Raw genomic sequence first — 20,856 nt, forward strand, 5'->3', positions numbered from 1 at the left:
TTGACGGATCCCGCTCATGCCGACTCTGCTGCTTCTCGTTGCCTCCAACTGCTTCATGACGATCGCCTGGTACTGGCATCTCAAGGGCGGGATGACGAAACCGCTGATCTGGGTGATCCTGATCAGCTGGGGCATCGCGTTGTTCGAATATTGCCTGGCGGTGCCGGCCAACCGGCTCGGCTATGCCTCGGGCTGGAGCGGCGGTCAGCTGAAGGTCGCGCAGGAAGTCATCACCCTGCTGGTGTTCGGCGTCTTCATGGTCGCGGTGCTTGGCGAGCCGCTGAGCTGGCGGCATGCCGGCGCGTTTCTTTGCCTGATCGGTGCCGCGGCATTCCTGTTCGCCGGCCGCTAGAGGAGCGACGGCGTTGACGTTCCATATCTCCGGTGCCTCGTGCAGTCAGATGTCCGATATTTATATCTATTTGATATATAAGGATATTATATGAGATTCGCACTGGCCAGGCCAGACAAGATATGAGACAGGCTGGTGTCCCATATCTCCCGTTGGCGCGCACGGCACGGTCGCTGCCGGCGATTCAACCATGAGGCCGGATCTGGCATTGCAGCCATGCCGAACCCTTGCCGGCCCGCTCTTTCTTATCGTCGGAACAGATTTGCCAGGCGCTAACGCCCATTCAGCGCGGCGGCGAGGGCAATGAGGTCGCTGTTCTGAATGGCCTCCCCGGTCGCATCGGTCGGCACGGCAGCGGCGGTTTGATGGCCCTGCCGTGGGGCAGGCGCGTAGCCGGCGACGTCAATGGCGGTCCACAGGATGCCGCCCGCCCAGATCAATGCCGCCCATCGGCTTCTGAACAGTTTGGCGAAGGGCATTGTCCGTTGATGGATCGAGAGTAGTTAAGACCGTCCTCGACGTCATGGTAAATACGGCAGCTATTTCGGCCGCTTCTCCATCGACTGAAGCTGCGCGAGCCTTGCCGCCTCGGCGATCGCGCTCGCCGATTTCGATGCCGCGTCCGGCGTGAAGGAAACGGCGAGGCCATCCGGCCCGTCGAGCATCACTTCCCCTTCTTCCGCCGTCACCGTGGTGGGAATGTCATGGACTTTTATCGACATGGCGAAATAACCTTTCCCGGATTAACAAAAACGCAGGCGCGACCGCGTCGGTTCCGATAAGGTTTGGGGATGTACACACGAAATTTCCTGAAAACCCACCCAACACCGAAACTTAGCGACGCCGAAGCGGCATCGCTCGAGGCGGCGGTGGGCCGCACCGCGGAGTTTCGCGCGAAGCAGATCATCGTGCGTCAGCAGGTTCCGCTGAGCCAGTGCACCCTGCTGCTGGAGGGATTCGTCGAACGCTACAAGGATACGCCGGAGGGGCGGCGCCAGATCCTGGCGATCCATGTGCCGGGCGATTTCGTCGATCTGCACAGCTATCCGCTGAAGCGGTTGGAACATTCGGTCGCCGCGCTGACCGCGGTGAAGGTGGCGCTGTTCCCGCATCCGGCGATCCGCGCGCTGACCGAGCAATCAGCGACGCTGACGGAATTGCTGTGGCGATCCACCCTGATCGATGCGGCGATCAACCGCGAATGGATCGTGTCGGTCGGGGCGCGTTCGGCGGCGGTGCGGCTCGCGCACCTGTTCTGCGAGATGTACATGCGGCTCGACCGGGTCGGCCTGACCGACGGCCTGCGTTTCACCTTCCCGCTGACCCAGATCGACCTTGCCGATGCCACCGGGCTGACGCCGGTCCATGCCAACCGCATGCTGCGGCAATTGCGCGAGCAGGGGCTGGTCGAATTCCGCGCGGGCATTGCGACGATCCTCGACTGGGATGGCCTGCGCAGTTTCGCGGAGTTCGATCCGGGATATCTGTTTCTGGAATGATCTTCGCGCCCCTCCCCCGAAAGGGAGGGGCCTGGGATCAGCGGGCGTCGCCGCCGAGATAATGCGCCTGCGCCGCATCCGTCGCGTTGACCGCGAGGATCGAGCGGGCATCGCCCGGCGCACGGGGACGGCCCTTGCGGTCGCCGGCGGCGTGGATGACGCGGTCGAGCAGTTCCTGCCCCTCGCTCCACCAGCCGATCCCGCTGGCGGCGTTGATATGCCCCTGTTCGCCCGCATCGACGAAATGGCTGCCCCAGGTCGCCGCGAGGCTGTGCGCGCGCTCGATGGTGATCCACGGATCGTCGCGGCTGGCGACGAGGATCGAGGGGAAGGGCAGCGGCGCGACCGGCGTCGGCGCGAAGGCATGCAGATCAACCTGGGCATCCGGGCGATCGACATCGGCCGGCGCGACCAGCAGGGCGCCGGCGACCGGCCAGCCATAGGGCTGGCGCGTCAGCTCGGCCCACCAGGCGACGGCAAGGCAGCCAAGGCTGTGCGCGGCCAGGATCACCGGCGCCTGGGCCGAGCGAATCGCCTGGTCGAGCTTGGTCACCCAGGCATTGCGATGCGGGGTGTTCCACATGCCGAGCTCAACGCGGACAGTGTCGGGCCGGGCGCTTTCCCACAGGCTCTGCCAGTGCGAAGGCCCCGATCCCCCCAGACCGGGAACGGTCAGGATGGTCGGTTGGGCCGGGTCGTGGGGCGAAAAGCTTCCCATGATACGCACTCCTTGAAGAGGGGAGAGACGTGGCCGCGCGAAGCTCTAGGGGACGCCGAGCGACCACGCCTCCCGAGGTGAAAAGCTATTCCTACTATTCCGATAGGCAATAGGCCCTGCGACCAACCGCGCAGGCGCTGCGACAGTCCGAAAGGGCGGCATGATCCGGTCGCAAAAGGGGCCGGATTCGTCGTGTCCAACCGGACCGGGAATGGGCTATCGCGGCGCGACTCGGCTTGGTAGGGCTGGGCATGGCCAAGCTTCGCGCCGATCAGATGCTCGTCGATCGCGGCCTCGCCGAGAGCCGGACGCGCGCACAGGCGCTGATCATGGCGGGGCTGGTATTCGCGGGCGACCGCAAGATCGACAAACCCGGGCAACAATTTCCGGACGACGCGGTGCTCGACGTGCGGGGGCGCGATCATCCCTGGGTATCGCGCGGCGGGATCAAGCTGGCGCATGGGCTCGATCATTTCGGCTGGGACGTGACCGGCGCAGTGGCGATCGACGTCGGCTCCTCGACCGGGGGGTTCACCGATGTGCTGCTCACCCGCGGTGCCGCACGAGTCTATGCGGTCGACAGCGGCACCAACCAGCTCGCCTGGAAGCTGCGTCAGGACGCGCGCGTGATCGTCCATGAACAGACCAGCGCGCGCATCCTGACCGCGGCGCATATTCCCGAGCCGGTCGACCTGATCGTGTGCGATGCGAGCTTTATCGGACTCGCCAAGGTGCTCGACGTGCCGATGGGCTTCGCCAGGGACGATGCGCGCCTGCTCGCATTGGTCAAGCCGCAGTTCGAGGCGGGGCGCGAAGAGGTCGGCAAGGGCGGGGTAGTGCGCGATCCCGCCATCCATGCGCGGGTATGCGCCGAGGTTTCGGCCTGGGTCGATTCGCGCGGCTGGCATGTCGAGGGGGTCGTGGAAAGTCCGATCACCGGGCCCGAAGGCAATGTCGAATTCCTTCTGGCCGCGACGCGTTCGGTGGCGGGACGGAAGCTGAAAGGGCTGGAAGCGTGAGGGACATCGCATCGAAGCAGCCGCGCGGGCTGGCATTCCTGCGCACGGCGATGGTGACCGTTCCAGCCATCCTGCTGCTCGGGTTCGTCTCGGCGCGGCTGGCGCCCGGCGGATCCGGCAACAGCTGGTATGCCGCGCTCGCCAAGCCGCCCGAAAACCCGCCGGACTGGGTGTTCCCGGTGGCCTGGAGCACACTTTACGTCCTGCTCGGCCTGGCGCTGGCGATGGTCATCCAGGCGCGCGGATCGCGGTGGCGTGGCGCGGCGATCGCCCTGTTCTCGGTCCAGATTGCGGTGAACCTGATCTGGTCGCCGCTGTTCTTCGGCCTGCATCAGGTGCGCTGGGCGCTGGTCGCCATCGTCGTGATGCTGGTTCTCGCCGGCGCGACGACGCTGGCGTTCGGACGCGTCAGAGCCGCTGCGGCGTGGCTTTTGGTGCCGTATCTGCTATGGCTGGCCTTTGCCGGTTTGCTGACCTATCGCATCGCGCAACTCAACCCCGGGGCAGAAACCCTTGTGCCGTCGTCCTCGACGCCCCAGATCACCCCTATCTGACACGAATTTACGGGATCATCCGATGCAGTCCGACAACAAGATTTTCGACGATTTCGCGAAGTTCGTGAACGGCGCCGCGGGCACGCTGGCCGGCATGGGCCGCGAGGCCGAACAGGGCGCCAGGTCCAAGGCTAAGGAATGGATCGGCGGTCTCGACTTCGTCAGCCGCGACGAATTCGAAGCGGTCAAGGCGATGGCCGCGGCGGCCCGCGACGATGCCGATGCGCTGCGCGCCCGGATCGATGCGCTCGAAGCAGCAGCGGCTCCTGTCGCCCCCAAGAAACCCAAGGCAGGAGCCTGACGATCTTTTCCACAGCTTTTTCTACAGGCCTATCCACGCTTGACTTGTGCGTCCCACCGTATCGGGGCACCACATCTGGTGTCACGACGGCGGCACGGGAAGGGATGGCGTGATGCTTGACGAAGCCGATTACGAACGCGACGACGCGGCCCCCATCGACATGCTCGAAAGCTATTTCGCGGCACATGGGTGGGAGCATGAGCGCCAGGACGACGAAGTCATCGCCAAGGTGAAGGGCAGCTGGACTCAATATGAGCTCCGGGCGCTGTGGCGTGACGAGGACAGCGTCATCCAGTTCCTCGCCTTTCCCGACATTCGCGTCACCGATGAGCGCCGCAGCGCGATCTACGAGGCGATCGGGCTGATCAACGAGCAGCTCTGGGTCGGCCATTTCGAGCTATGGTCGTCGAGCGGGATCCTCCTCTATCGCCACGCCGCGATGATCGAGGGCGAGAACGGCACCATGTCGCTCGGCGCGGCGGAGTTGCTGGTGGAATCGGCGATCGACGAGTGCGAGCGTTTCTACCCGGTGTTCCAGTTCGTGCTGTGGGGCGGCAAGACGCCGAAGGAAGCGCTCGCCGCGGCGATGACCGAGACCCAGGGCGAAGCCTGACCCGGTGACGATCGAGACGATCTGGCTGATCGGCTGCGGCAATATGGGCGGCGCGATGCTGCGTCGCTGGATCGCCAGCGGCGTGATCGCGGCGGACCGGGTCGATGTGGTCAACCGGACCGATCGCGCGCTTCCCGAAGGCGTACGCCAGGCGCGCGACCTGCCCGAGGGGCCGCTGCCCGACATGGTGATGCTCGGCATGAAGCCCCAGCAGATCGACGAGATCACGGACCGCTTTGGTGCCCGACTGGCAGGGGTGCCGGTGCTGGTGTCGATCCTGGCCGGCGTGGAGAGCGCGACCCTGGCCCGGCGTTTCGGCGCAGGCTCGATCGTGCGGGCCATGCCGAATCTGCCCGTCGGTATCGGCAAGGGAGTGGTCGGGCTTTACTCCGACGACGCAGATGCGGACACGCACGATGCCGTCTCGGCGCTGATGGCGCCGCTCGGGCTGGTCGAATGGATGTCGGACGAGACGTTGTTCGACGTCGTGACCGCGCTGGCCGGAAGTGGCCCCGGTTTCCTCTACCGGGTCATCGATGCGCTGGCCGCAGGAGGCGAAGCGCTCGGCCTGCCCGTGGATCAGGCGCAGCGCATGGCGATTGCGACGGTCGAGGGGTCGGCGATGCTGGCGTCGGCGGCTGACGTATCGCCCGCGATACTGGCGGATCGTGTCGCCAGCCCGGGCGGATCGACGCGCGAAGGGCTCAACGTCCTGGATCGCGACGACGCCCTGAAGACGCTGATGCGCGACACGCTGGCCGCAGCCACCCGGCGCAATGCGGAAATGGCGGCTGCAGCGCGCCAGGCTTAGGCCAGTCGGGGGCGCATCCTCCCGAAATGGTTTCAACTCCGATTGCCCAAATCCGCCGGACATGATGGTGTCCAGGCCGGAAGCGCGTGACTTGTCCGCCTTCCTGGACTTGCCGAAATCTCGTTCGGCCAGCCGCGTATTGCGTAGGCACTTTCGTCCGGGGATTGGTGATGCGCAAACTCTTCCTGAAAAGCTGTATTTCGGCGTCGCTGATCGCGGTGAGCTTTGGCCTGCCGGTCATGGCGGGCGGCCAGGTGACCTATGTCGACCAGGGCAGTTCCTGGACCGACTCGACGCGCAGCGACTTCTATTCGCGCGACCAGGGATCGCAGATGATCCCGCTCGCCTGGCTGAACGCGCTTACCACCGCCGACGGCCAGCCTTTCCTGGGCGATCAGCTCGCGCGCTATGGCTATCTGCCCAATCCCGGCTCCGACCTGCCGATCGGCTTCACCAAGGCAGGCGCACCGGGGCAGGAAGTGGCGGGCATGACCTGCGCTGCCTGTCACACCAGGCAGATCGTCGTCGGGACTCAGCAATATCGCATCGATGGCGGCCCGGCGCTGGTCGATTTCCAGGCGTTGCTGACCGATCTGGTCGATGCGGTCGGCCGGGTGCGCGCGACCAATGCCTCGTTCGCGACCTTTGCGACGGCGGTGCTCGGCCCCAATCCTTCGGCGAAGCAGGTCAAGCAGCTCCGCTCGGACCTCGATCTGTGGTATCATCGCGAGAATGCCCTGCGGAACAACGCCTATCCGACCCCTTTGTGGGGGCTCGGTCGGCTCGACGCAGTCAGCATGATCTTCGACCGCCTGACCGGCCTCGATCTGGGCAAGCCGCCCAGCTATCTGATCGAATCGAACATCAAGATCGCCGACGCGCCGGTGCGCTATCCGTTCCTGTGGAACGCGCCGAAGCAGGATTACACGCAGTGGCCGGGCTTTTCCGCCAATGGCAGCGACATTTACGGCCTGGCGCGCAACACCGGCGAAGTGATGGGGGTGTTCGGTACCTTCCGGCCGAAGAAGTCCTTCTTCCACCTGTTCGGCATCGACTTCATCGGCAAGGGCACCTCGCATCAGCAATCGACCGATTTCGATGGGCTGTTGAAGCTGGAGGACCTGGTGCAGCTGATCGGCGCGCCGAAATGGCAATGGCCGGTCGACCCCGCGCTCGTCTCGCGCGGCCAGGAAATCTACAACTGGTCGCAGGCGCAGGGCGGCTGCGTCTCCTGTCACGGCCAGACGCCGGGCAAGAAGCGTCTGCCCAACCAGGCGACCTGGGCGACCCCGCTGCTGGATGTCGGCACCGACTCGCACGAGTATGACATCCTCGCGCGCGAATCCGATCCGGGCGTGCTGAAGGGCGCGCATATCCCGTTCCTGATGCCGCCGATCAAGAATCCGGCGACCTCGTTCAGCCTGCTCGGCGTGTCGGTCGGCGGGTCGATCCTGCAAAGCGGATCATGGGTGCCGGCGATCTGGGGCAATCTGATCGCGAAGCAGCAGAGCTCGAAGGGGCCGATGCCGTCGGACCAGGTGAAGCAGGCGCTGAACGATGCGTTCGACGACGACGCGGCCGCGCCGACCGACGGCAAATACCGTTACGAGTCGCGTGTGCTCTACGGCATCTGGGCAGCCGCGCCCTATCTGCACAACGGATCGGTCGCGACTCTGGCGGACCTGCTCAAGCCGGCGGACCAGCGTGCCGCGTCCTTCCTGGTCGGCCCCTATTACGACACGCAGGCGATTGGCCTTGCTGCTGCCCAGCCCGGGCTGAACGGCGTGCGCGTCACCACGGGATGCGACCAGCGCAATTCGGGCAACAGCCGATGCGGGCATGAATTCGGCACGACCTTGCCCGACGCGGACAAGCTGGCCTTGCTGGAATATCTGAAGACGCTTTGAAGGGGAGAGGGGCGGCTAGTCCCGCAGGCTCTCGACGCGGGGGCGCTCATGCTCCGGGATGAGGCCCTCGAGCACTGCCCAGAAGCCGCTCACCGCTGATTGCCCGGCGCTGGCATACGCAGCGGAGAGCCGCTCGCGCAGGGCCTCGAACAGCTCGTTCTCGAGGCCCCTTCCAGCGTCGGTCAGGCGGAGCAGGCGCTGCCGCCGGTCGCGCTCGCCGGGGCGGGTCTCGACCAGCCCACGATCGCCCAGCTCGGTCAGTACCCGGCCGAGCGACTGCTTGGTGATCGCGAGCAGCGCAAGCAGTTCGCTCACGGTCATGTCGGGCTGGCGGGCGATGAAATAGAGCGCGCGGTGGTGCGCACGGCCAAGGCCCTGCGCCGCGAGCCCGCGATCGATCGCGCGCGTGAGGTGGCTGTTGCCGAAATAGAGCAATTCCATTCCGCGGCGAAGCTCGGGCTCCCGCAGGAAAAGCGGTGAAGCGGTCGTTGACGGGGCTGCCATGTTGACCGGATTTGGCGCCTTCCCTACTAGGCTTCAACCCTAGAAATTGTATCAAATTGTAAGAATGGAACCATGCTCGATATAACGACCGACGGGAGCAAGGGCAGCGGCCTGACCTTCACCCAGGAGCCGCATCCCGGTCTGGTCGACGCGAACGAGCGCGCGCGCCTGTTGGAAGACCCTGGATTCGGGCGGGTTTTCACTGATCATATGGTCACCATCCGCTTCAATGAAGCGCAAGGATGGCATGACGCCCGCGTCCAGCCGCGCGCGCCGTTCCAGATGGATGCGTCCTCCGCCGTGCTGCATTACGCGCAGGAAATTTTCGAAGGCATGAAGGCATATCGCCTCGCCGATGGCGGAACGGCCCTGTTCCGGCCCGATGCGAATGCGGCGCGGTTCCGCAGTTCGGCCCAGCGGATGGCGATGGCTGAATTGCCGGAAGAGCTGTTCCTCGAGTCGATTCGCCAGCTGGTGCGGATCGATCACGACTGGATTCCGACCTCCGACGGCGGCTCGCTGTATCTGCGGCCGTTCATGATCGCGAGCGAGGCGTTCCTGGGTGTGAAGCCCTCGGCGGAATATCTCTATGCGGTGATCGCCTCCTCGGTCGGCGCCTATTTCAAGGGCGGCGCATCGGCTGTCACCTTGTGGGTGTCGGAGGATTATACCCGCGCCGCGCCCGGCGGCACCGGCGCTGCGAAGTGCGGCGGCAATTACGCCACCAGCCTGGTCGCCCAGAAGGAAGCGATCCGTCAGGGTTGCGACCAGGTGCTGTTCCTCGATGCGGCCGAGCGTCGCTGGATCGAGGAGCTGGGCGGCATGAACATCTTCTTCGTGTTCGACGACGGTTCGATCTCGACGCCGCCCCTGACGGGCACGATCCTGCCCGGCATCACGCGCGACTCGATCCTGAAGCTGGCGAAGGACATGGGCCTCACGGCGCGGGAAGAACCCTATGCGATCGACCAGTGTCGCGCCGATGCGGAAAGCGGCCGGCTGCGCGAGGCGTTCGCCTGCGGCACCGCCGCGGTGGTCGCGCCGATCGCGCAGATGAAGATGCGGGGCGGCGATTTCACCATCGGCAGCGGCGGCCCCGGCCAGACCACGCTGCGCATGCTGAACGCGCTGACCGACATCCAGCGCGGCAAGGCGCCCGATCCGCATGGCTGGGTGGAGCGGCTCGACCAGGCCTGACGATCACGCCCGTTGCGGGAATCGGTTGGGGTGCCTAAAGGCCTCCGCTCACCGGTTCCCGTCAGGTCGTTCCGACAGGGTCTCACTGGGGCGTCGCCAAGTGGTAAGGCAGCGGCTTTTGATGCCGCCATTCGCAGGTTCGAACCCTGCCGCCCCAGCCAGACCTTTTCCTGAACATGCAGCCTAGATCAGGCTGATTCCGCCAGCCAGGTCACGACCAGCGCGTCCCGCCATGCCGGCTCATCCGGATCGATTGGCCGGATCGGCGTGACGCCGTGACGGATGCGGCGGTCGTCGAGCAGAACCCCGTCGCCGGGCGTCGCCAGAGTGAACTGGCCGATCCGCCGGCCGGCCTCGTCGCCGATCTCGGTCACGCCGTCCGAGACGTTCCTGCGATCGACCAGCATCACGAACACCCAGTCGACGCCGTCCCGGTGAAGGCCCTCGGGCGTCGGCCTTCCCGTCTCGGCCGCTGATGTCTCGATGCGAAACTGGTGAAGCTCGACATGCCAGGCCTGGTCGGCCGGATATTCCCCCACCGCGCAAAGGAGGGGCGTCCAGACCGCCAGGATCGCCTGCAGGACGGGATTGGCCAGCGTCTCGGGCAGGACAGGCTCGAACCATCGCTGCACGTCCCCGTTCAGCGGGTTATAGTCGCGGCTCTGGAAATGGGGCTGACGCGGCTTGGGCTCGATCGCGCCGCCGGACATCCTGAGCGCGGCGTGCCGGCGTCGCCGGTACCGGCCGCCATCGGCCATATAGAGATCGGGTCCCAGTGCGTCCCAGGAGCGGGCGAACCCTTCCCACGCCCGACGAGCCTCAGGGCCGAGCCGCGCCAATACCGTGTCCGCGGAGAGGCAGACATAGCCCTGTTCGCCAAGCGCTGCCGCCAATGGGTCCGTCAGTCCGGTCCGGTCCGTCGCCTCAGTCAATCATCGCCTCTTTCCCCTGGCCTCAAAGCCCTTGGGGAAATCGCTCTATACGCGCGCCGTTGGAACAGAAAGGGGAAGGCCCTTGTCCGCTCTTCGACGCCGCCGGTGCAGGGAGGGAGCTGCCCGCACCGGCGGCGCCGCGCGCCGCGCCCCTTCGCGGGCTTACGGTCGCACGCCGGTTACCGAAGTCGTGCCGCTGCACCGGGTGTTGCCGGGACCGGCATAGCTGAAAGATCCGCTGCCGGTGAGCTGGGAGCTGTTCGGGATACTGGCATTAAGCGTTTCAGTCGTCTTGCCGGGACCATCGTCATAGGTGACGGTGGTCGAACCGCTGAGCCCCGCCGGATCATCCTTGCTCGACATGGTCAGGGTGATCGGGAAGCCGCCATAGGAAGTGGTGTACTGCGTATCCGAAACCTTGCTGACCATGATGGTGAAGCTGTTGGTCTCGTTCGGGCAGAGTCCCGCCTGGGACTGGCTGGTCGTGGTGGAGCGGCTGGTGACGCTCCAGGCGCCGTCAAACTTGCGCTCGATCGTCACCAGCACCGTGGCCGCCTTGGAATAACCATTGGCGTTCTTGCCACGATAGGTGAACTTGTCGTCGCCGAAATTCTGGCCGGTCGGCGTGTAGATGAAGCTGCCATTGTTTTGCAGCGCGACATTGCCCTTGGTCGGCCGGTCGACCAGCTCCAGCGTATCCGCGCCGCTTACCTGCAGGCTCGACGAGGTCGGCTGGCCCTGCGTCACCTTGATCGCCGCGTCGTTCACCTTGGGCAGCGCCAGCGTCAGCGTCGCGTCCACCGGCAGCGCCTTGCTGTCCGCCGGGGTGAGGGTGAAGCTGAAGTCGATATTCTCCTTGTCCGGGTTAACGGCCTTGAAGCGGAGCGTCAGCACGTCGCCGCTGCCCGACGCCGAGCCCGTCACGCCGGAGGTTATACCGCTGAGCGCCACGGTCGAGGCGGGCAGGTTCTCGTCATAGCCGCCGACCCTGCTGACCATCTTCGCTAGCGATTCCGGCACATAATTGTTGGCGACGGCGAGTGCGTACAGCTTGTCGGTCGACGACTTGATGGCACCCGCGACGCTCGCGAACAGCGATTTGTGCTGCTGGACCTGGAAGGTGCGGGGCACGTCGTTCGAGAAGCCAAGGCGCGTGGCCGCCGTGGTCGCGGTTACGTAGCGCACCTTCTGTCCGGCGATCATCGCGCCGCTGGGCTGGTAATTATAGTTGGAGAGGCCAAGCTTCTCGATGTCGAAACAATAATCGGCGATCGCATCGAGCGACTTCAGCACGCCCTTGTCGAAGGCGAGATAGGTCAGCAGCGCGCCACCGGCGAAGACGATCGCACCGAGCCCGGTGCCGATGCCCGCGGCGGCGAGGGTGGTGACCTTCGCCGCCGCAATGGTGGTGACGACGCTGTAGATGAAGATGTCGGCGGCGGCGTTGCACTTCCGGTCGTCGGCCGCGCTCGGGACGAGCGACCGTGCCGCCAGCGTCGACGCGGCCAGGAATTGATTGGCCTGGATGTAGATCGCCGCGTTGCGCAGATCCTCCGCGGAGAAGCTGTCGATCGTGCTGATGCCAGTCTGGAGCTGAGCGATCTTCGCGTTGATGTCTGCCTTCGCCGTCGCGTTCAGGCTCGCACCCGCCGATGCGAGAAACGCCTGGGCCTCGTTCTTCCGCGTCGTCAGGAAATCGAGCACGACGTTGCGGGCGTTGGCCACTTCGGCCGGCGCCGAGACCTGGACGGTGAAACTGTAGCTGCGGCTGCCGATCGTGACTGTCATCGTCTGTGCGCCGGCCGAAAGGCCGGTCGGCGTGACGAAGACCAACGTCCTGGCGTCGTCGCTGCGATAGAGGGTGACGTCCTTGCCGCCGAGCTTGCCGGTGTAGCTGGCCTGTTCGAGGGGCAGGTTCTCGGCGAAAAGCGCACCATATTTGCCTTGGGAGAGAGTGCTCGTCCCGGGCGCCTGCTTGAGCGAGACGGTGGTGGGCTGGACGCTGATCGAGGCGGTCGCACGACCGGTATTGCCCGCCGCATCGGTCGCGCTGGCGGTGCAGGTAATGGTGGTGGCCGCCGTCACCACGGGCGTGACCAGCATCGTACCGGTCAGCGTGCCACCGTCGCAGGCGATGGTCGGCGTCAACCCCGTCGTCACATTGTCCGTTGCCGTCGCGGTCAGCGCGAGGGTGAGCCCGCCTTCGACGGTGGCCGGCGCGGCGAGGCTGACAATCGGCGCCTGCGTATCGGCGGTGCTGCCGCCACCGCCACCTCCTCCGCCGCCCGATCCGCCGGAGTCGCCCCCGCTGCATCCGGAAATCGCCCCGAGGATCATCAGGCTGGCTAAGGTACGGCGCATGGGAATTCCTCTAATTCAATGATTGTCGAGGCCGTTCGCAGGCCCGGGCGGTTCAGGAGGTGACGCGGGGGCCGGCACTGCCGCTGTTGGTGCGGATGGCGCCGACATCGGCGCGGGACACGGCAAGGCTCTTGCTCCGGTCCGCTCCGCCCCGGGCACGGGCCGCCATCGCGGAATCGGTGTCGACCGGCAGGCCGGCCAGGGTGGTCAAGATACGCATATTTTCCCCCCCGATAGGATGGTCGTGCGGCTGGCGCCGTTGCGATCCGGTACGACACGGTTTCCCCGGGCTTTCAGTGAAGAAAGTCGTTGAAACCGGCCGTGAGTTATTGATTAGACGGGGGACTTGGACGAGCGTATCGGCCGCGTGGCCGAACCGAATGGCCGAGGCGCGAAGGGGGACGACGACCGGATGGCACTGCGCATCATGCCCGAACCCGGTGTGAAGCTGCGCCTCGAAGAGGTCGAGGAGATGCGGAGCAAGAGCCGCACGACGATCGTCGGCATCGTCGTGATGGCGACGGTGCTCATCTTCATCCATGCCCAGTTCTCCGCGATCGTCGATGCCATGCTGCTGCGGGGCTGGCTCGCCTTCATGGGTGGCAGTGTCCTGTTTCTGTGCCTGTTGCTGGCCGCCTTTGCCGTTCCGCGCTGGCGTGCGGCGCGATCGGCGCGCTTCTGGGTCCGCGCGTCGCAGGTCGTGACGGTGAGCTTCTGCGCCGGGATCGCGGCCAGCGTGTGGATCCTCCTGCCGCCCGCCGACGACGATCTGCGCATGTTCGCGATCTTCCTCTATGTCTGGTTCGTCGCGATGGTGATGATGACCGGGGGCGATGGGCTGTCGGTACTGGGCTGCCTCGCGCTCATCGCGTCGCTGTCCGCATTCGTGCTGACTCACGACGTGCCGTTCGCCACGCCGCTGGCACTCTTCCTGATCATGGCCGGTGCCGCGATCATCGGCATTCGCGGCCTCATCTGGCGCGCGGCCAACGACGCGTCCGACGCGCGGGCCATGACTCAGCGCGCTGCGGAATCGCTCGAGCGCGCGCTCGCCATCGTGCGAGCCGAACGCGACGCCAAGACGCGGTTCATCGCCTCGGCTTCGCACGATCTTCAGCAGCCGATCCAGGCGGCGCATTTGTTCATGGATCAGGCGCTGGAAAGCGAGGACCCGGTATCGCGCGCCCGCGCGGCGCGCGGCGCGAAGAGCGCGTTCCAGTCAGTCCAGGCGCTGCTTGAAACGATGCTCGATCATTTGCGGCTCGACGCGGGTGCCGTCATCGCCCGGGTCGGCGACGTGCCGATCGACCACATTGTCGGCGCGGTGGTGATGGAACATGGCCCGGCCGCCCAATCGGCGGGCGTGCGTCTGATCCTGGTAAAGAGCCGCATCGTCGCGCGCGCCGACGCGCGCCTGTTGCAGCGGGCGCTGGCCAATCTGGTCGGCAATGCCATCCACCATGCCCACGGCACGCGCGTCCTGGTCGGGGCTCGTGTGCGGCAAGATGCGGTCGAGCTCAGCGTGATCGACGACGGACGCGGCATCGCACCGGGCGATGTGGAGCGGTTGTTCGACGATTTCGCCCAAGGGTCGGACCATGGGCTCGAGAATCGCGGTGGCTTCGGTCTCGGGCTGTCTTCGGCGCGGCGCCTGATCGAATTGCAGCGCGGCACGCTCGTGCTGGATCGGCGATGGCGCCGCGGCGCCGCTTTCCGTATCCGCCTGCCCCTCGGTCAGCGTCTTGCGCCCGAGCCGGCCGTCCTTCGGGAGCCGACATGCGAAGCTGCCTGATCTGCGACGACCATCAATTGGTGCGCGAGGCGTTGGCGGGTGCGGTCGCTCGACGCTGGCCCGACGCGACGATCGCGCAGGCGGGCAGTTTTCCCGAGGCTTGGCATCAGGCGGCGGCGACGCCAGACCTTTGCCTGGCTGATCTTACCATGCCGGGCGCCGCCGAACGCGAGGGCATCGCGCACCTGGCGCGCGTGGCACCGGGCACACCCATTCTCGTGATCACCGGTTCGCATGACGACCAGCTGTTGCTTGATCTGATCGCGGACGGTGTCGCCGGATTCGTGCCCAAGACGTCCGGCACTGACATCATCCTGGCGGCGATCGAGCTCGTGCTTGCCGGTGGCCGCTATCTGCCGCCGCGCCTCGCCGAACTGGCAGCTGGCGCGCAAGGCGATGGCGAGACGCCATCTACCCGTACCGCCAGGCCAGTCGTGACGGCACGCCAGGCCGATGTCCTCAGGCTGGTGGCCCAGGGCTATTCCAACAAGGAGATCGCGCGCGACCTCGATCTGTCGCCGGCGACGGTGAAGACTCATGTCGCTCAGGCCCTGTCAGCCATCGGCGCCGCGAACCGCACCGACGCCGCGATGCGCGCACGGGCGTTGGGCCTGATCTAGCGCGGCAGCTTGGTGAACCGGCATGGCGGTATCAAGCAGCGCCGGTTGCACTGTTCGATCGAACGAACTAAAAGCTGAGTCGTGAAAAGCGAACCTCTTCTCGACACTGCCATCGAGCAGTTCGGCCGGCTCGGCTTCGAAGGTGCCAGTACCCGCCAGATCGCCAAGGCGTCGGGCGCTGCGATGTCCTCGATCACCTATCATTTCGGCGGCAAGGAAGGGCTGTACCTCGCCGCGGCCGAGCGGATCGCGTCGGGCATTTCGGAAATGCAGGCACCGTTGTTCGCGGCGGCGCGCGCGGCGGCGATCGAGTCGCGCGAGCAGGCGGTCGACTGGCTGCTGCGGCTGATCGACGGCTTTGCCCAGATGATGCTGCGCCCGGAAACGGAACTCTGGGCGCGCTTCATCATCCGCGAGCAGCTCGACCCGACCGAGGCGTTCGACCGCCTCTATCGCGGCGCGATGGAGCCACTGGCCGAGACGTTCGTCGCCTTGCTCGGCCGTATCCGCACCGATCTGGACCAGAAGGACGTGCGTGCGCTGGCGCTCTTGTTCTTCGGCCAGGCGCTGGTGCTGCGCGCCGGCCGCGCCTCGGTCTGCCGGGTCATGGGTATCGACCGGATCGACGAGGCAACCGCCACCCTGTTGCGCGCGCGCTTGCGCGCGAATGTGCACTGCATCCTGATGGAGACGCTGGCATGAACCGCCGCATCATCGTGTTGATCGTCGTGGCCCTGGGCCTGATTGTCGCGGCCGTCGCCACCCGTGGCTTCGGCCTGTTTCCGCGCGCGGGCGACGGCGAGCTCACCCTGCACGGCAATGTCGATATCCGCGAGGTCGACATGGCGTTCCGCGTCGGCGGACGGATCAGCGGCATCGCGGTCGAGGAAGGCGCCAAGGTCAAGGAGGGCCAGGCGCTTGCCACGCTCGACACCGCGACGCTCGATAGCCGGATCGGCCAGGCCGATGCGCAACTCGCCCAGGCGCAGGCGCAACTGGCCAAGCTGCGCAACGGCAATCGCAGCCAGGACATCGCCCAGGCCCGCGCGCGGGTCGCCGCGGCGCAGGCAGTAGTGGAGAATAGCGAGCGCGACTATCGCCGCCGCGAGCCGCTGGTCGGCCCCGGTGCGATCAGCCGCGATGTCTGGGACCAGACGGTGGCGGATCGCGACCGGGCCCGCGCCCAGCTGGCCGAAGCGCAGCAGGGCCTGTCGCTGCTGAATGCCGGTACCCGGCCCGAGGACATCCAGGCGGCGAGGGCGCAAGTCCAGGCGGCGGCCGAGGCGCGGCGCAATGCCGCGACCGACCTGTCCGACACGCGGCTCATCGCGGCATCGCCCGGCACGGTCGTCACGCGCGCCCGCGAGCCCGGCGCGATCGTCCAGCCGGGCGAGACGGTGCTGACGCTGTCGATCGACCGGCCGCTGCGCGTGCGCGCCTATGTCGACGAATCCGCGCTCAGCCGGATCAGCCCCGGCATGGCGGTGCAGGTGACGGCGGACGGCAACCCCAAAACCTATCGCGGCACGATCGGCTATATCTCGCCACGCTCCGAATTCACGCCGAAGTCAGTCGAGACCGAGAGCCTTCGGACCGACCTGGTCTATCGCCTGCGCGTCATCGTGACCGATCCCGACGATGCGTTGCGGCAGGGCCAGCCGGTGACCGTGCGCGTGCCCGGCGCCCGCCCGGCGCACCGGAACTAGGCGGGTGGCCGATGCCGTCGCCAGCGTCGAGGGCCTGGTCAAACGCTTCGGCGCCGGCCAGCCCGCGCTCGACGGCGTCGGGCTGTCGATCGTGCCGGGGCGGCTGACCGGGCTGGTCGGACCGGACGGCGCGGGCAAGACCACGCTGATCCGCATCCTCGCCGGGCTGATGGCGCCGACCGAAGGCAAGGTGGAGCTGCTCGGCAAAAAGCCGGCCGACGCGCTCGACGATCTCGGTTACATGCCGCAACGCTTCGGCCTGTATGAAGACCTGACGGTGATCGAGAACCTGACGCTCTATGCGCGGGTCCGCGGGCTTCCCGAGGAAGAGCACCGCGCGACGTTCGACCGGCTGCTCGATTTCACCGACCTCAGGCGATTCCAGGACAGGCTCGCCGGCAAGCTGTCGGGCGGCATGAAGCAGAAGCTGGGCCTTGCCTGCGCGCTGGTGCGCACGCCCAAGGTACTGCTGCTCGACGAGCCGAGCGTCGGGGTCGATCCGGTGTCGCGGCGCGAGCTCTGGTCGATGGTCGGCGACCTGACCGGCGAGGGCATCGGCGTGCTCTGGTCGACCGCCTATCTCGACGAGGCGGAGAAATGCGACTGGGTCTATCTGCTCAGCGAAGGCAAGTTGCTGTTCGAGGGCCCGCCCGCCGAGCTGACCGGCAAGGTGAAGGACCGCGTGATCCGCGTGACCGGGTTCGAGGAACGGCGGCGGCAGTTCCTCACGCACGCGCTCGACCGCGACGACGTGATCGACGGATCGATCCAGGGGCGGTCGGTGCGGCTATTGCTCGCTAAAGATGTGCCGGCGCCTGATGCGGCGGCGTTCGAGGCCGGGCCGAAGGTCGGGGTCGACAAGGCCGAGCCGCGCTTCGAGGACGGGTTCATTGAAATCCTGGGCGGCGGGCCGCCCGGCACGAGCGCGCTCGCCCATGCCTATCGCACGATCGAGCAGACCGAGACGCCGGCGATCGAGGCGAAGGGGCTGACCAAACGCTTCGGCGACTTCACCGCGGCGCGCGACATCAGCTTCGAGATTCCACGGGGGCAGATCTTCGGGCTGCTCGGGCCGAACGGCGCGGGCAAATCCACCACGTTCAAGATGCTGTGCGGGCTGCTGACCCCGAGCAGCGGGACCGGATCGGTAGCGGGCAACGACCTGCGCTCGGCCCGGGCGGATGCGCGTGCCTCGCTTGGCTATATGGCGCAGAAATTCTCGCTCTATGGCGATCTCAGCGTCCGGCAGAATCTCGATTTCTTCTCGGGTGCCTATGATCTCGACCGGGCCCGGGCGAAGCGTGCGATCGACGAGATGATCCATATCTTCGCGCTGAGCGAGCATATCGACGAGAATGCGGCGCTGCTGCCACTGGGCATCAAGCAGCGCCTCGCGCTCGCGTGCGCGGTGATGCACGAGCCGCCGGTGCTGTTCCTCGACGAGCCGACCTCGGGCGTGGATCCGGTGGCGCGGCGCGAATTCTGGACTCACATCAACGGGCTGGTCGAGAAGGGCGTGACCGTGCTCGTCACCACGCACTTCATGGACGAAGCCGAATATTGCGACCGGGTGACCCTGATCTACCGGTCGGAGCAGATCGCGACTGGCACGCCCGATGCGCTGAAGGCCGATGCGGCGAAGATCGCGGGTGTCGACGATCCGACGATGGAGGACGCTTTCATCGCGCTGATCGAGCAGTCGGATCGCGACCGCGACACGGCGGAAGCGGCATGAGCGGCATTCGTTTCGACCGTCGTCGCCTGGCGGCCTTGGTACGCAAGGAAGGCGCGCAGATCCTGCGCGATCCCTCGACCTTCCTGATCGCCTTCGTCCTGCCGCTGATCCTGCTGTTCCTGTTCGGCTATGCGGTGTCGCTCGACACGCCGCGCACGCGGATCGCGCTCGTGCTGGAGGACAGCAGTGCGCCGGCGCTCGGGCTCGCCCAGGCATATCAGAACTCGCCCTATTTCGACGTGACCACGGCGCGGTCGGTGGCGGCGGTGCGCGGCATGATGGTGGGCGGCGAGGTCCGCGCGATCATCGTCATCCCGCAGGATTTCGGCAAAGGCGCGACTCGCGGCAAGGCGCCGCCGATCCAGATCATCACCGACGGATCGCAGCCCAACACCGCCAATTTCTCGGCCGCTTATGGCGAAGGCGTGCGCGCGAGCTGGGCTGCGGCCGAGGGGCTGGACGACGGAGGACAACAGGCGACCCCGCCGATCAGCGTCAATCCGCGCTACTGGTACAATCCCGGCCTGCGCAGCCGGTTCTTCCTCGTGCCCGGGTCGATCGCGATCGTCATGACGATGATCGGCACGCTGCTGACCGCTTTGGTCGTCGCGCGCGAATGGGAGCGCGGCACGATGGAGGCGATGATGGCCACGCCGATCAGCATGGTCGAATTCATCGCGAGCAAGGTCATCCCCTATTTCCTGCTTGGCCTCGCCTCGATGGCGTTGTGCAGCGTGATCGCGGTAGTCGCCTTCGGGGTGCCGTTCCGTGGATCGGTGTTCGCGCTGTTCGCGATCGCCGCTGCCTTCCTGATGCCGGCATTGGGGCTCGGCCTGTTCATCTCGTCCGCGACCAAGAACCAGTTCGTCGCGAGCCAGGTCGCGTTGCTCACCGCGTTCCTGCCGACTTTCCTGCTGTCGGGTTTCCTGTTCGAGATCGGCTCGATGCCGTGGCCGATCCGCATGATCACTTACGCGGTGCCGGCGCGTTATCTGATCCCGTCGCTCCAGACGGTGTTCCTGGCCGGCGACCTATGGGCGCTGATCCTGCCCAATATCGCGATCATGCTCGGTTTCGGCGCGTTCTTCTTCTTCCTCAGCTTCCGGGCCACCCGCAGGAGTCTCGACTGATGCGGCGGCTTCGCGCGATGATCGTCAAGGAAATCTGGGCAGTGCTGCGCGACCCCAAGTCGCGGGTCGTGCTGGTGGTGCCGCCGCTGCTCCAGCTCTTCATCTTCACCTTCGCGACCACGCTCGAGGTGCGCAACGTCGATATCGGCATTCTCGATCGGAGCAGCGGCGCGCACAGCGCGGAGATCGTGTCGCGTATCGCGGGCAGCCCGAACTTCCAGGAGATCCGGCGGCTGGAATCGCCCGAAGCGCTGGAAAAGGCGATCGACCGGCAGGACGTGATCGCCGCGGTGGTGATCGACGAGGATTTCGACCGCGCGGTGACGGCGCATCGTCCGGCGACGATCGGCGTGGTGCTGGACGGGCGTCGATCCAATGCGGCGCAGATCGTGTCGGGCTATCTCTCGCAGATCGCCGGGAGCGTGGGTGCCGACCTTTCGCCGAACGTCCGTGGCGATGCCACCGGCGGCAGCGTCGTCACCAACTGGTACAATCCGTCGCTCGATTATATCTGGTTCACCCTGCCGTCGCTGATCGCGATCATCACCTCGGTGGCCGGGCTCGCCGTCACCTCGCAGACCGTGGCGCGCGAACGCGAGCTGGGCACGTTCGACCAGCTGATGGTCTCGCCGCTGCGCGTGCACGAGGTGCTGATCGGCAAGATGGTCCCGCCGATCCTGGTCGGGCTGTTCAACGGCACGCTGTATCTGATCGTCGCGCCCTTGGTGTTCGGCGTGCCCTTCACTGGATCGCTGATCCTCTTCTACCTCTCGCTGGTCGCGTACATGCTGGCGCTGATCGGGATCGGCATGCTGGTCTCGGCAGCCTCGGCGACTCAGCAACAGGCGTTCCTCGGATCCTTTCTGGTGACGACGCCGCTGATCCTGTTGTCGGGCTATGCCAGCCCGATCGACAACATGCCGGGCTGGCTGCAGGTCGTGACCTACGCCAACCCCGCGCGTTATTTCCTGGTCATCGTCCAGGGGCTGTTCCTCAAGGCGATGCCCGCGGCCGCGGTGTTCCATCAGCTCTGGCCGCTGATCCTCATCGCCTGCCTGACCCTGAGCGCGGCCGCCTGGCTGTTCCGCGCGCGCATGGAGTGATC

Annotated in this window: 23 protein-coding genes and 1 tRNA gene; 17 read left to right on the top strand and 7 right to left on the bottom strand. The window is 66.3% G+C overall.

Translation table 11 applies throughout. The features are described from left to right. Positions 1-16 precede the first annotated feature (16 nt). Complete coding sequence (locus tag ACZ1I2_RS09165) at positions 17-352, top strand: DMT family protein (RefSeq protein ID WP_372849261.1); 336 nt, start codon at positions 17-19, stop codon at positions 350-352. Positions 353-624: 272 nt separating this feature from the next. Here the strand turns inward: ACZ1I2_RS09165 and ACZ1I2_RS09170 are convergent, their stop codons facing one another. Together ACZ1I2_RS09170 and ACZ1I2_RS09175 are read right to left on the bottom strand one after the other, a co-directional pair. After that, entirely contained in the window at positions 625-831 is a 207-nt protein-coding gene (locus ACZ1I2_RS09170) for a hypothetical protein (RefSeq protein ID WP_465169994.1), read from the bottom strand. A 60-nt stretch (positions 832-891) separates the two neighbouring features. Then, positions 892-1,074: a hypothetical protein gene (locus ACZ1I2_RS09175; RefSeq protein ID WP_465169993.1), complete on the bottom strand. Its 183-nt coding sequence runs from the start codon at positions 1,072-1,074 to the stop codon at positions 892-894. Positions 1,075-1,143: 69 nt separating this feature from the next. Between ACZ1I2_RS09175 and ACZ1I2_RS09180 the strand changes: the two genes are divergently transcribed. Beyond that, complete coding sequence (locus ACZ1I2_RS09180; RefSeq protein ID WP_465169992.1) at positions 1,144-1,851, top strand: Crp/Fnr family transcriptional regulator; 708 nt, start codon at positions 1,144-1,146, stop codon at positions 1,849-1,851. A gap of 37 nt (positions 1,852-1,888) precedes the next feature. On the opposite strand, the gene ACZ1I2_RS09185 is transcribed toward ACZ1I2_RS09180, so the two are convergent. Then, on the bottom strand, positions 1,889-2,569 hold the full coding sequence (locus ACZ1I2_RS09185; protein ID WP_465174334.1) for an RBBP9/YdeN family alpha/beta hydrolase: 681 nt from the start codon (positions 2,567-2,569) through the stop codon (positions 1,889-1,891). Between the two features lie 251 nt (positions 2,570-2,820). Here ACZ1I2_RS09185 and ACZ1I2_RS09190 point away from each other — a divergent pair, with 251 nt between their 5' ends. From ACZ1I2_RS09190 to ACZ1I2_RS09215, 6 genes are all read left to right on the top strand, one after another. Next, the gene (locus tag ACZ1I2_RS09190; protein WP_465174333.1) at positions 2,821-3,588 is read left to right on the top strand and encodes a TlyA family RNA methyltransferase; all 768 of its coding nucleotides are present in this window, start codon (positions 2,821-2,823) and stop codon (positions 3,586-3,588) included. Then, on the top strand, positions 3,585-4,142 hold the full coding sequence (locus ACZ1I2_RS09195) for a TspO/MBR family protein (RefSeq protein WP_465174332.1): 558 nt from the start codon (positions 3,585-3,587) through the stop codon (positions 4,140-4,142). The genes ACZ1I2_RS09190 and ACZ1I2_RS09195 overlap by 4 nt, the downstream gene beginning before the upstream one ends. 22 nt (positions 4,143-4,164) lie before the next feature. Next, positions 4,165-4,443, top strand: coding sequence for an accessory factor UbiK family protein (locus ACZ1I2_RS09200; protein WP_465174331.1), 279 nt, complete (start codon positions 4,165-4,167; stop codon positions 4,441-4,443). 112 nt (positions 4,444-4,555) lie between these two features. After that, entirely contained in the window at positions 4,556-5,056 is a 501-nt protein-coding gene (locus ACZ1I2_RS09205) for a type III secretion system chaperone family protein (RefSeq protein ID WP_301087995.1), read from the top strand. Positions 5,057-5,099: 43 nt separating this feature from the next. Then, positions 5,100-5,867: a pyrroline-5-carboxylate reductase family protein gene (locus ACZ1I2_RS09210; RefSeq protein ID WP_465181656.1), complete on the top strand. Its 768-nt coding sequence runs from the start codon at positions 5,100-5,102 to the stop codon at positions 5,865-5,867. A 170-nt stretch (positions 5,868-6,037) separates the two neighbouring features. Further along, on the top strand, positions 6,038-7,774 hold the full coding sequence (locus ACZ1I2_RS09215; protein WP_465174329.1) for a di-heme-cytochrome C peroxidase: 1,737 nt from the start codon (positions 6,038-6,040) through the stop codon (positions 7,772-7,774). Between the two features lie 15 nt (positions 7,775-7,789). On the opposite strand, the gene ACZ1I2_RS09220 is transcribed toward ACZ1I2_RS09215, so the two are convergent. Beyond that, a complete protein-coding gene (locus ACZ1I2_RS09220; RefSeq protein ID WP_465169985.1) occupies positions 7,790-8,278 on the bottom strand; it encodes a MarR family winged helix-turn-helix transcriptional regulator in 489 nt (162 codons plus the stop codon). A 72-nt stretch (positions 8,279-8,350) separates the two neighbouring features. Here ACZ1I2_RS09220 and ACZ1I2_RS09225 point away from each other — a divergent pair, with 72 nt between their 5' ends. Beyond that, positions 8,351-9,475, top strand: a complete 1,125-nt coding sequence (locus ACZ1I2_RS09225; protein ID WP_465174328.1) for a branched-chain amino acid aminotransferase — start codon at positions 8,351-8,353, stop codon at positions 9,473-9,475. Between the two features lie 86 nt (positions 9,476-9,561). Further along, a tRNA-Gln gene (locus ACZ1I2_RS09230) sits at positions 9,562-9,636 on the top strand. 27 nt (positions 9,637-9,663) lie between these two features. Here the strand turns inward: ACZ1I2_RS09230 and ACZ1I2_RS09235 are convergent. The 3 genes from ACZ1I2_RS09235 to ACZ1I2_RS09245 form a co-directional block, all read right to left on the bottom strand. Then, a complete protein-coding gene (locus ACZ1I2_RS09235) occupies positions 9,664-10,407 on the bottom strand; it encodes a 2OG-Fe dioxygenase family protein (protein WP_465174327.1) in 744 nt (247 codons plus the stop codon). Between the two features lie 162 nt (positions 10,408-10,569). Next, complete coding sequence (locus ACZ1I2_RS09240) at positions 10,570-12,768, bottom strand: Ig-like domain-containing protein (RefSeq protein WP_465174326.1); 2,199 nt, start codon at positions 12,766-12,768, stop codon at positions 10,570-10,572. 52 nt (positions 12,769-12,820) lie between these two features. Beyond that, on the bottom strand, positions 12,821-12,988 hold the full coding sequence (locus tag ACZ1I2_RS09245; protein ID WP_465174325.1) for a hypothetical protein: 168 nt from the start codon (positions 12,986-12,988) through the stop codon (positions 12,821-12,823). Between the two features lie 126 nt (positions 12,989-13,114). Between ACZ1I2_RS09245 and ACZ1I2_RS09250 the strand changes: the two genes are divergently transcribed. The 7 genes from ACZ1I2_RS09250 (at position 13,115) to ACZ1I2_RS09280 (ending at position 20,854) form a co-directional block, all read left to right on the top strand. Then, on the top strand, positions 13,115-14,560 hold the full coding sequence (locus tag ACZ1I2_RS09250) for a sensor histidine kinase (protein WP_465181622.1): 1,446 nt from the start codon (positions 13,115-13,117) through the stop codon (positions 14,558-14,560). After that, positions 14,545-15,180 carry a LuxR C-terminal-related transcriptional regulator gene (locus ACZ1I2_RS09255; protein ID WP_465174323.1) on the top strand — a complete coding sequence of 212 codons (636 nt, stop codon included), beginning with the start codon at positions 14,545-14,547 and terminating at the stop codon, positions 15,178-15,180. The genes ACZ1I2_RS09250 and ACZ1I2_RS09255 overlap by 16 nt, the downstream gene beginning before the upstream one ends. An 81-nt stretch (positions 15,181-15,261) precedes the next feature. Beyond that, positions 15,262-15,882, top strand: coding sequence for a CerR family C-terminal domain-containing protein (locus tag ACZ1I2_RS09260; protein ID WP_465174322.1), 621 nt, complete (start codon positions 15,262-15,264; stop codon positions 15,880-15,882). After that, positions 15,879-16,886 carry an HlyD family secretion protein gene (locus tag ACZ1I2_RS09265; protein WP_465174321.1) on the top strand — a complete coding sequence of 336 codons (1,008 nt, stop codon included), beginning with the start codon at positions 15,879-15,881 and terminating at the stop codon, positions 16,884-16,886. Before ACZ1I2_RS09260 ends, ACZ1I2_RS09265 begins: the two co-directional genes overlap by 4 nt. Before the next feature lie 4 nt (positions 16,887-16,890). Next, on the top strand, positions 16,891-18,621 hold the full coding sequence (locus tag ACZ1I2_RS09270) for an ATP-binding cassette domain-containing protein (protein ID WP_465174320.1): 1,731 nt from the start codon (positions 16,891-16,893) through the stop codon (positions 18,619-18,621). Further along, a complete protein-coding gene (locus ACZ1I2_RS09275; protein WP_465174319.1) occupies positions 18,618-19,751 on the top strand; it encodes an ABC transporter permease in 1,134 nt (377 codons plus the stop codon). Before ACZ1I2_RS09270 ends, ACZ1I2_RS09275 begins: the two co-directional genes overlap by 4 nt. Beyond that, positions 19,751-20,854 carry an ABC transporter permease gene (locus tag ACZ1I2_RS09280; protein WP_465174318.1) on the top strand — a complete coding sequence of 368 codons (1,104 nt, stop codon included), beginning with the start codon at positions 19,751-19,753 and terminating at the stop codon, positions 20,852-20,854. The genes ACZ1I2_RS09275 and ACZ1I2_RS09280 overlap by 1 nt, the downstream gene beginning before the upstream one ends. Positions 20,855-20,856 lie beyond the last annotated feature (2 nt).

Source organism: Sphingomonas sp. BL-S-29 (assembly GCF_055521495.1).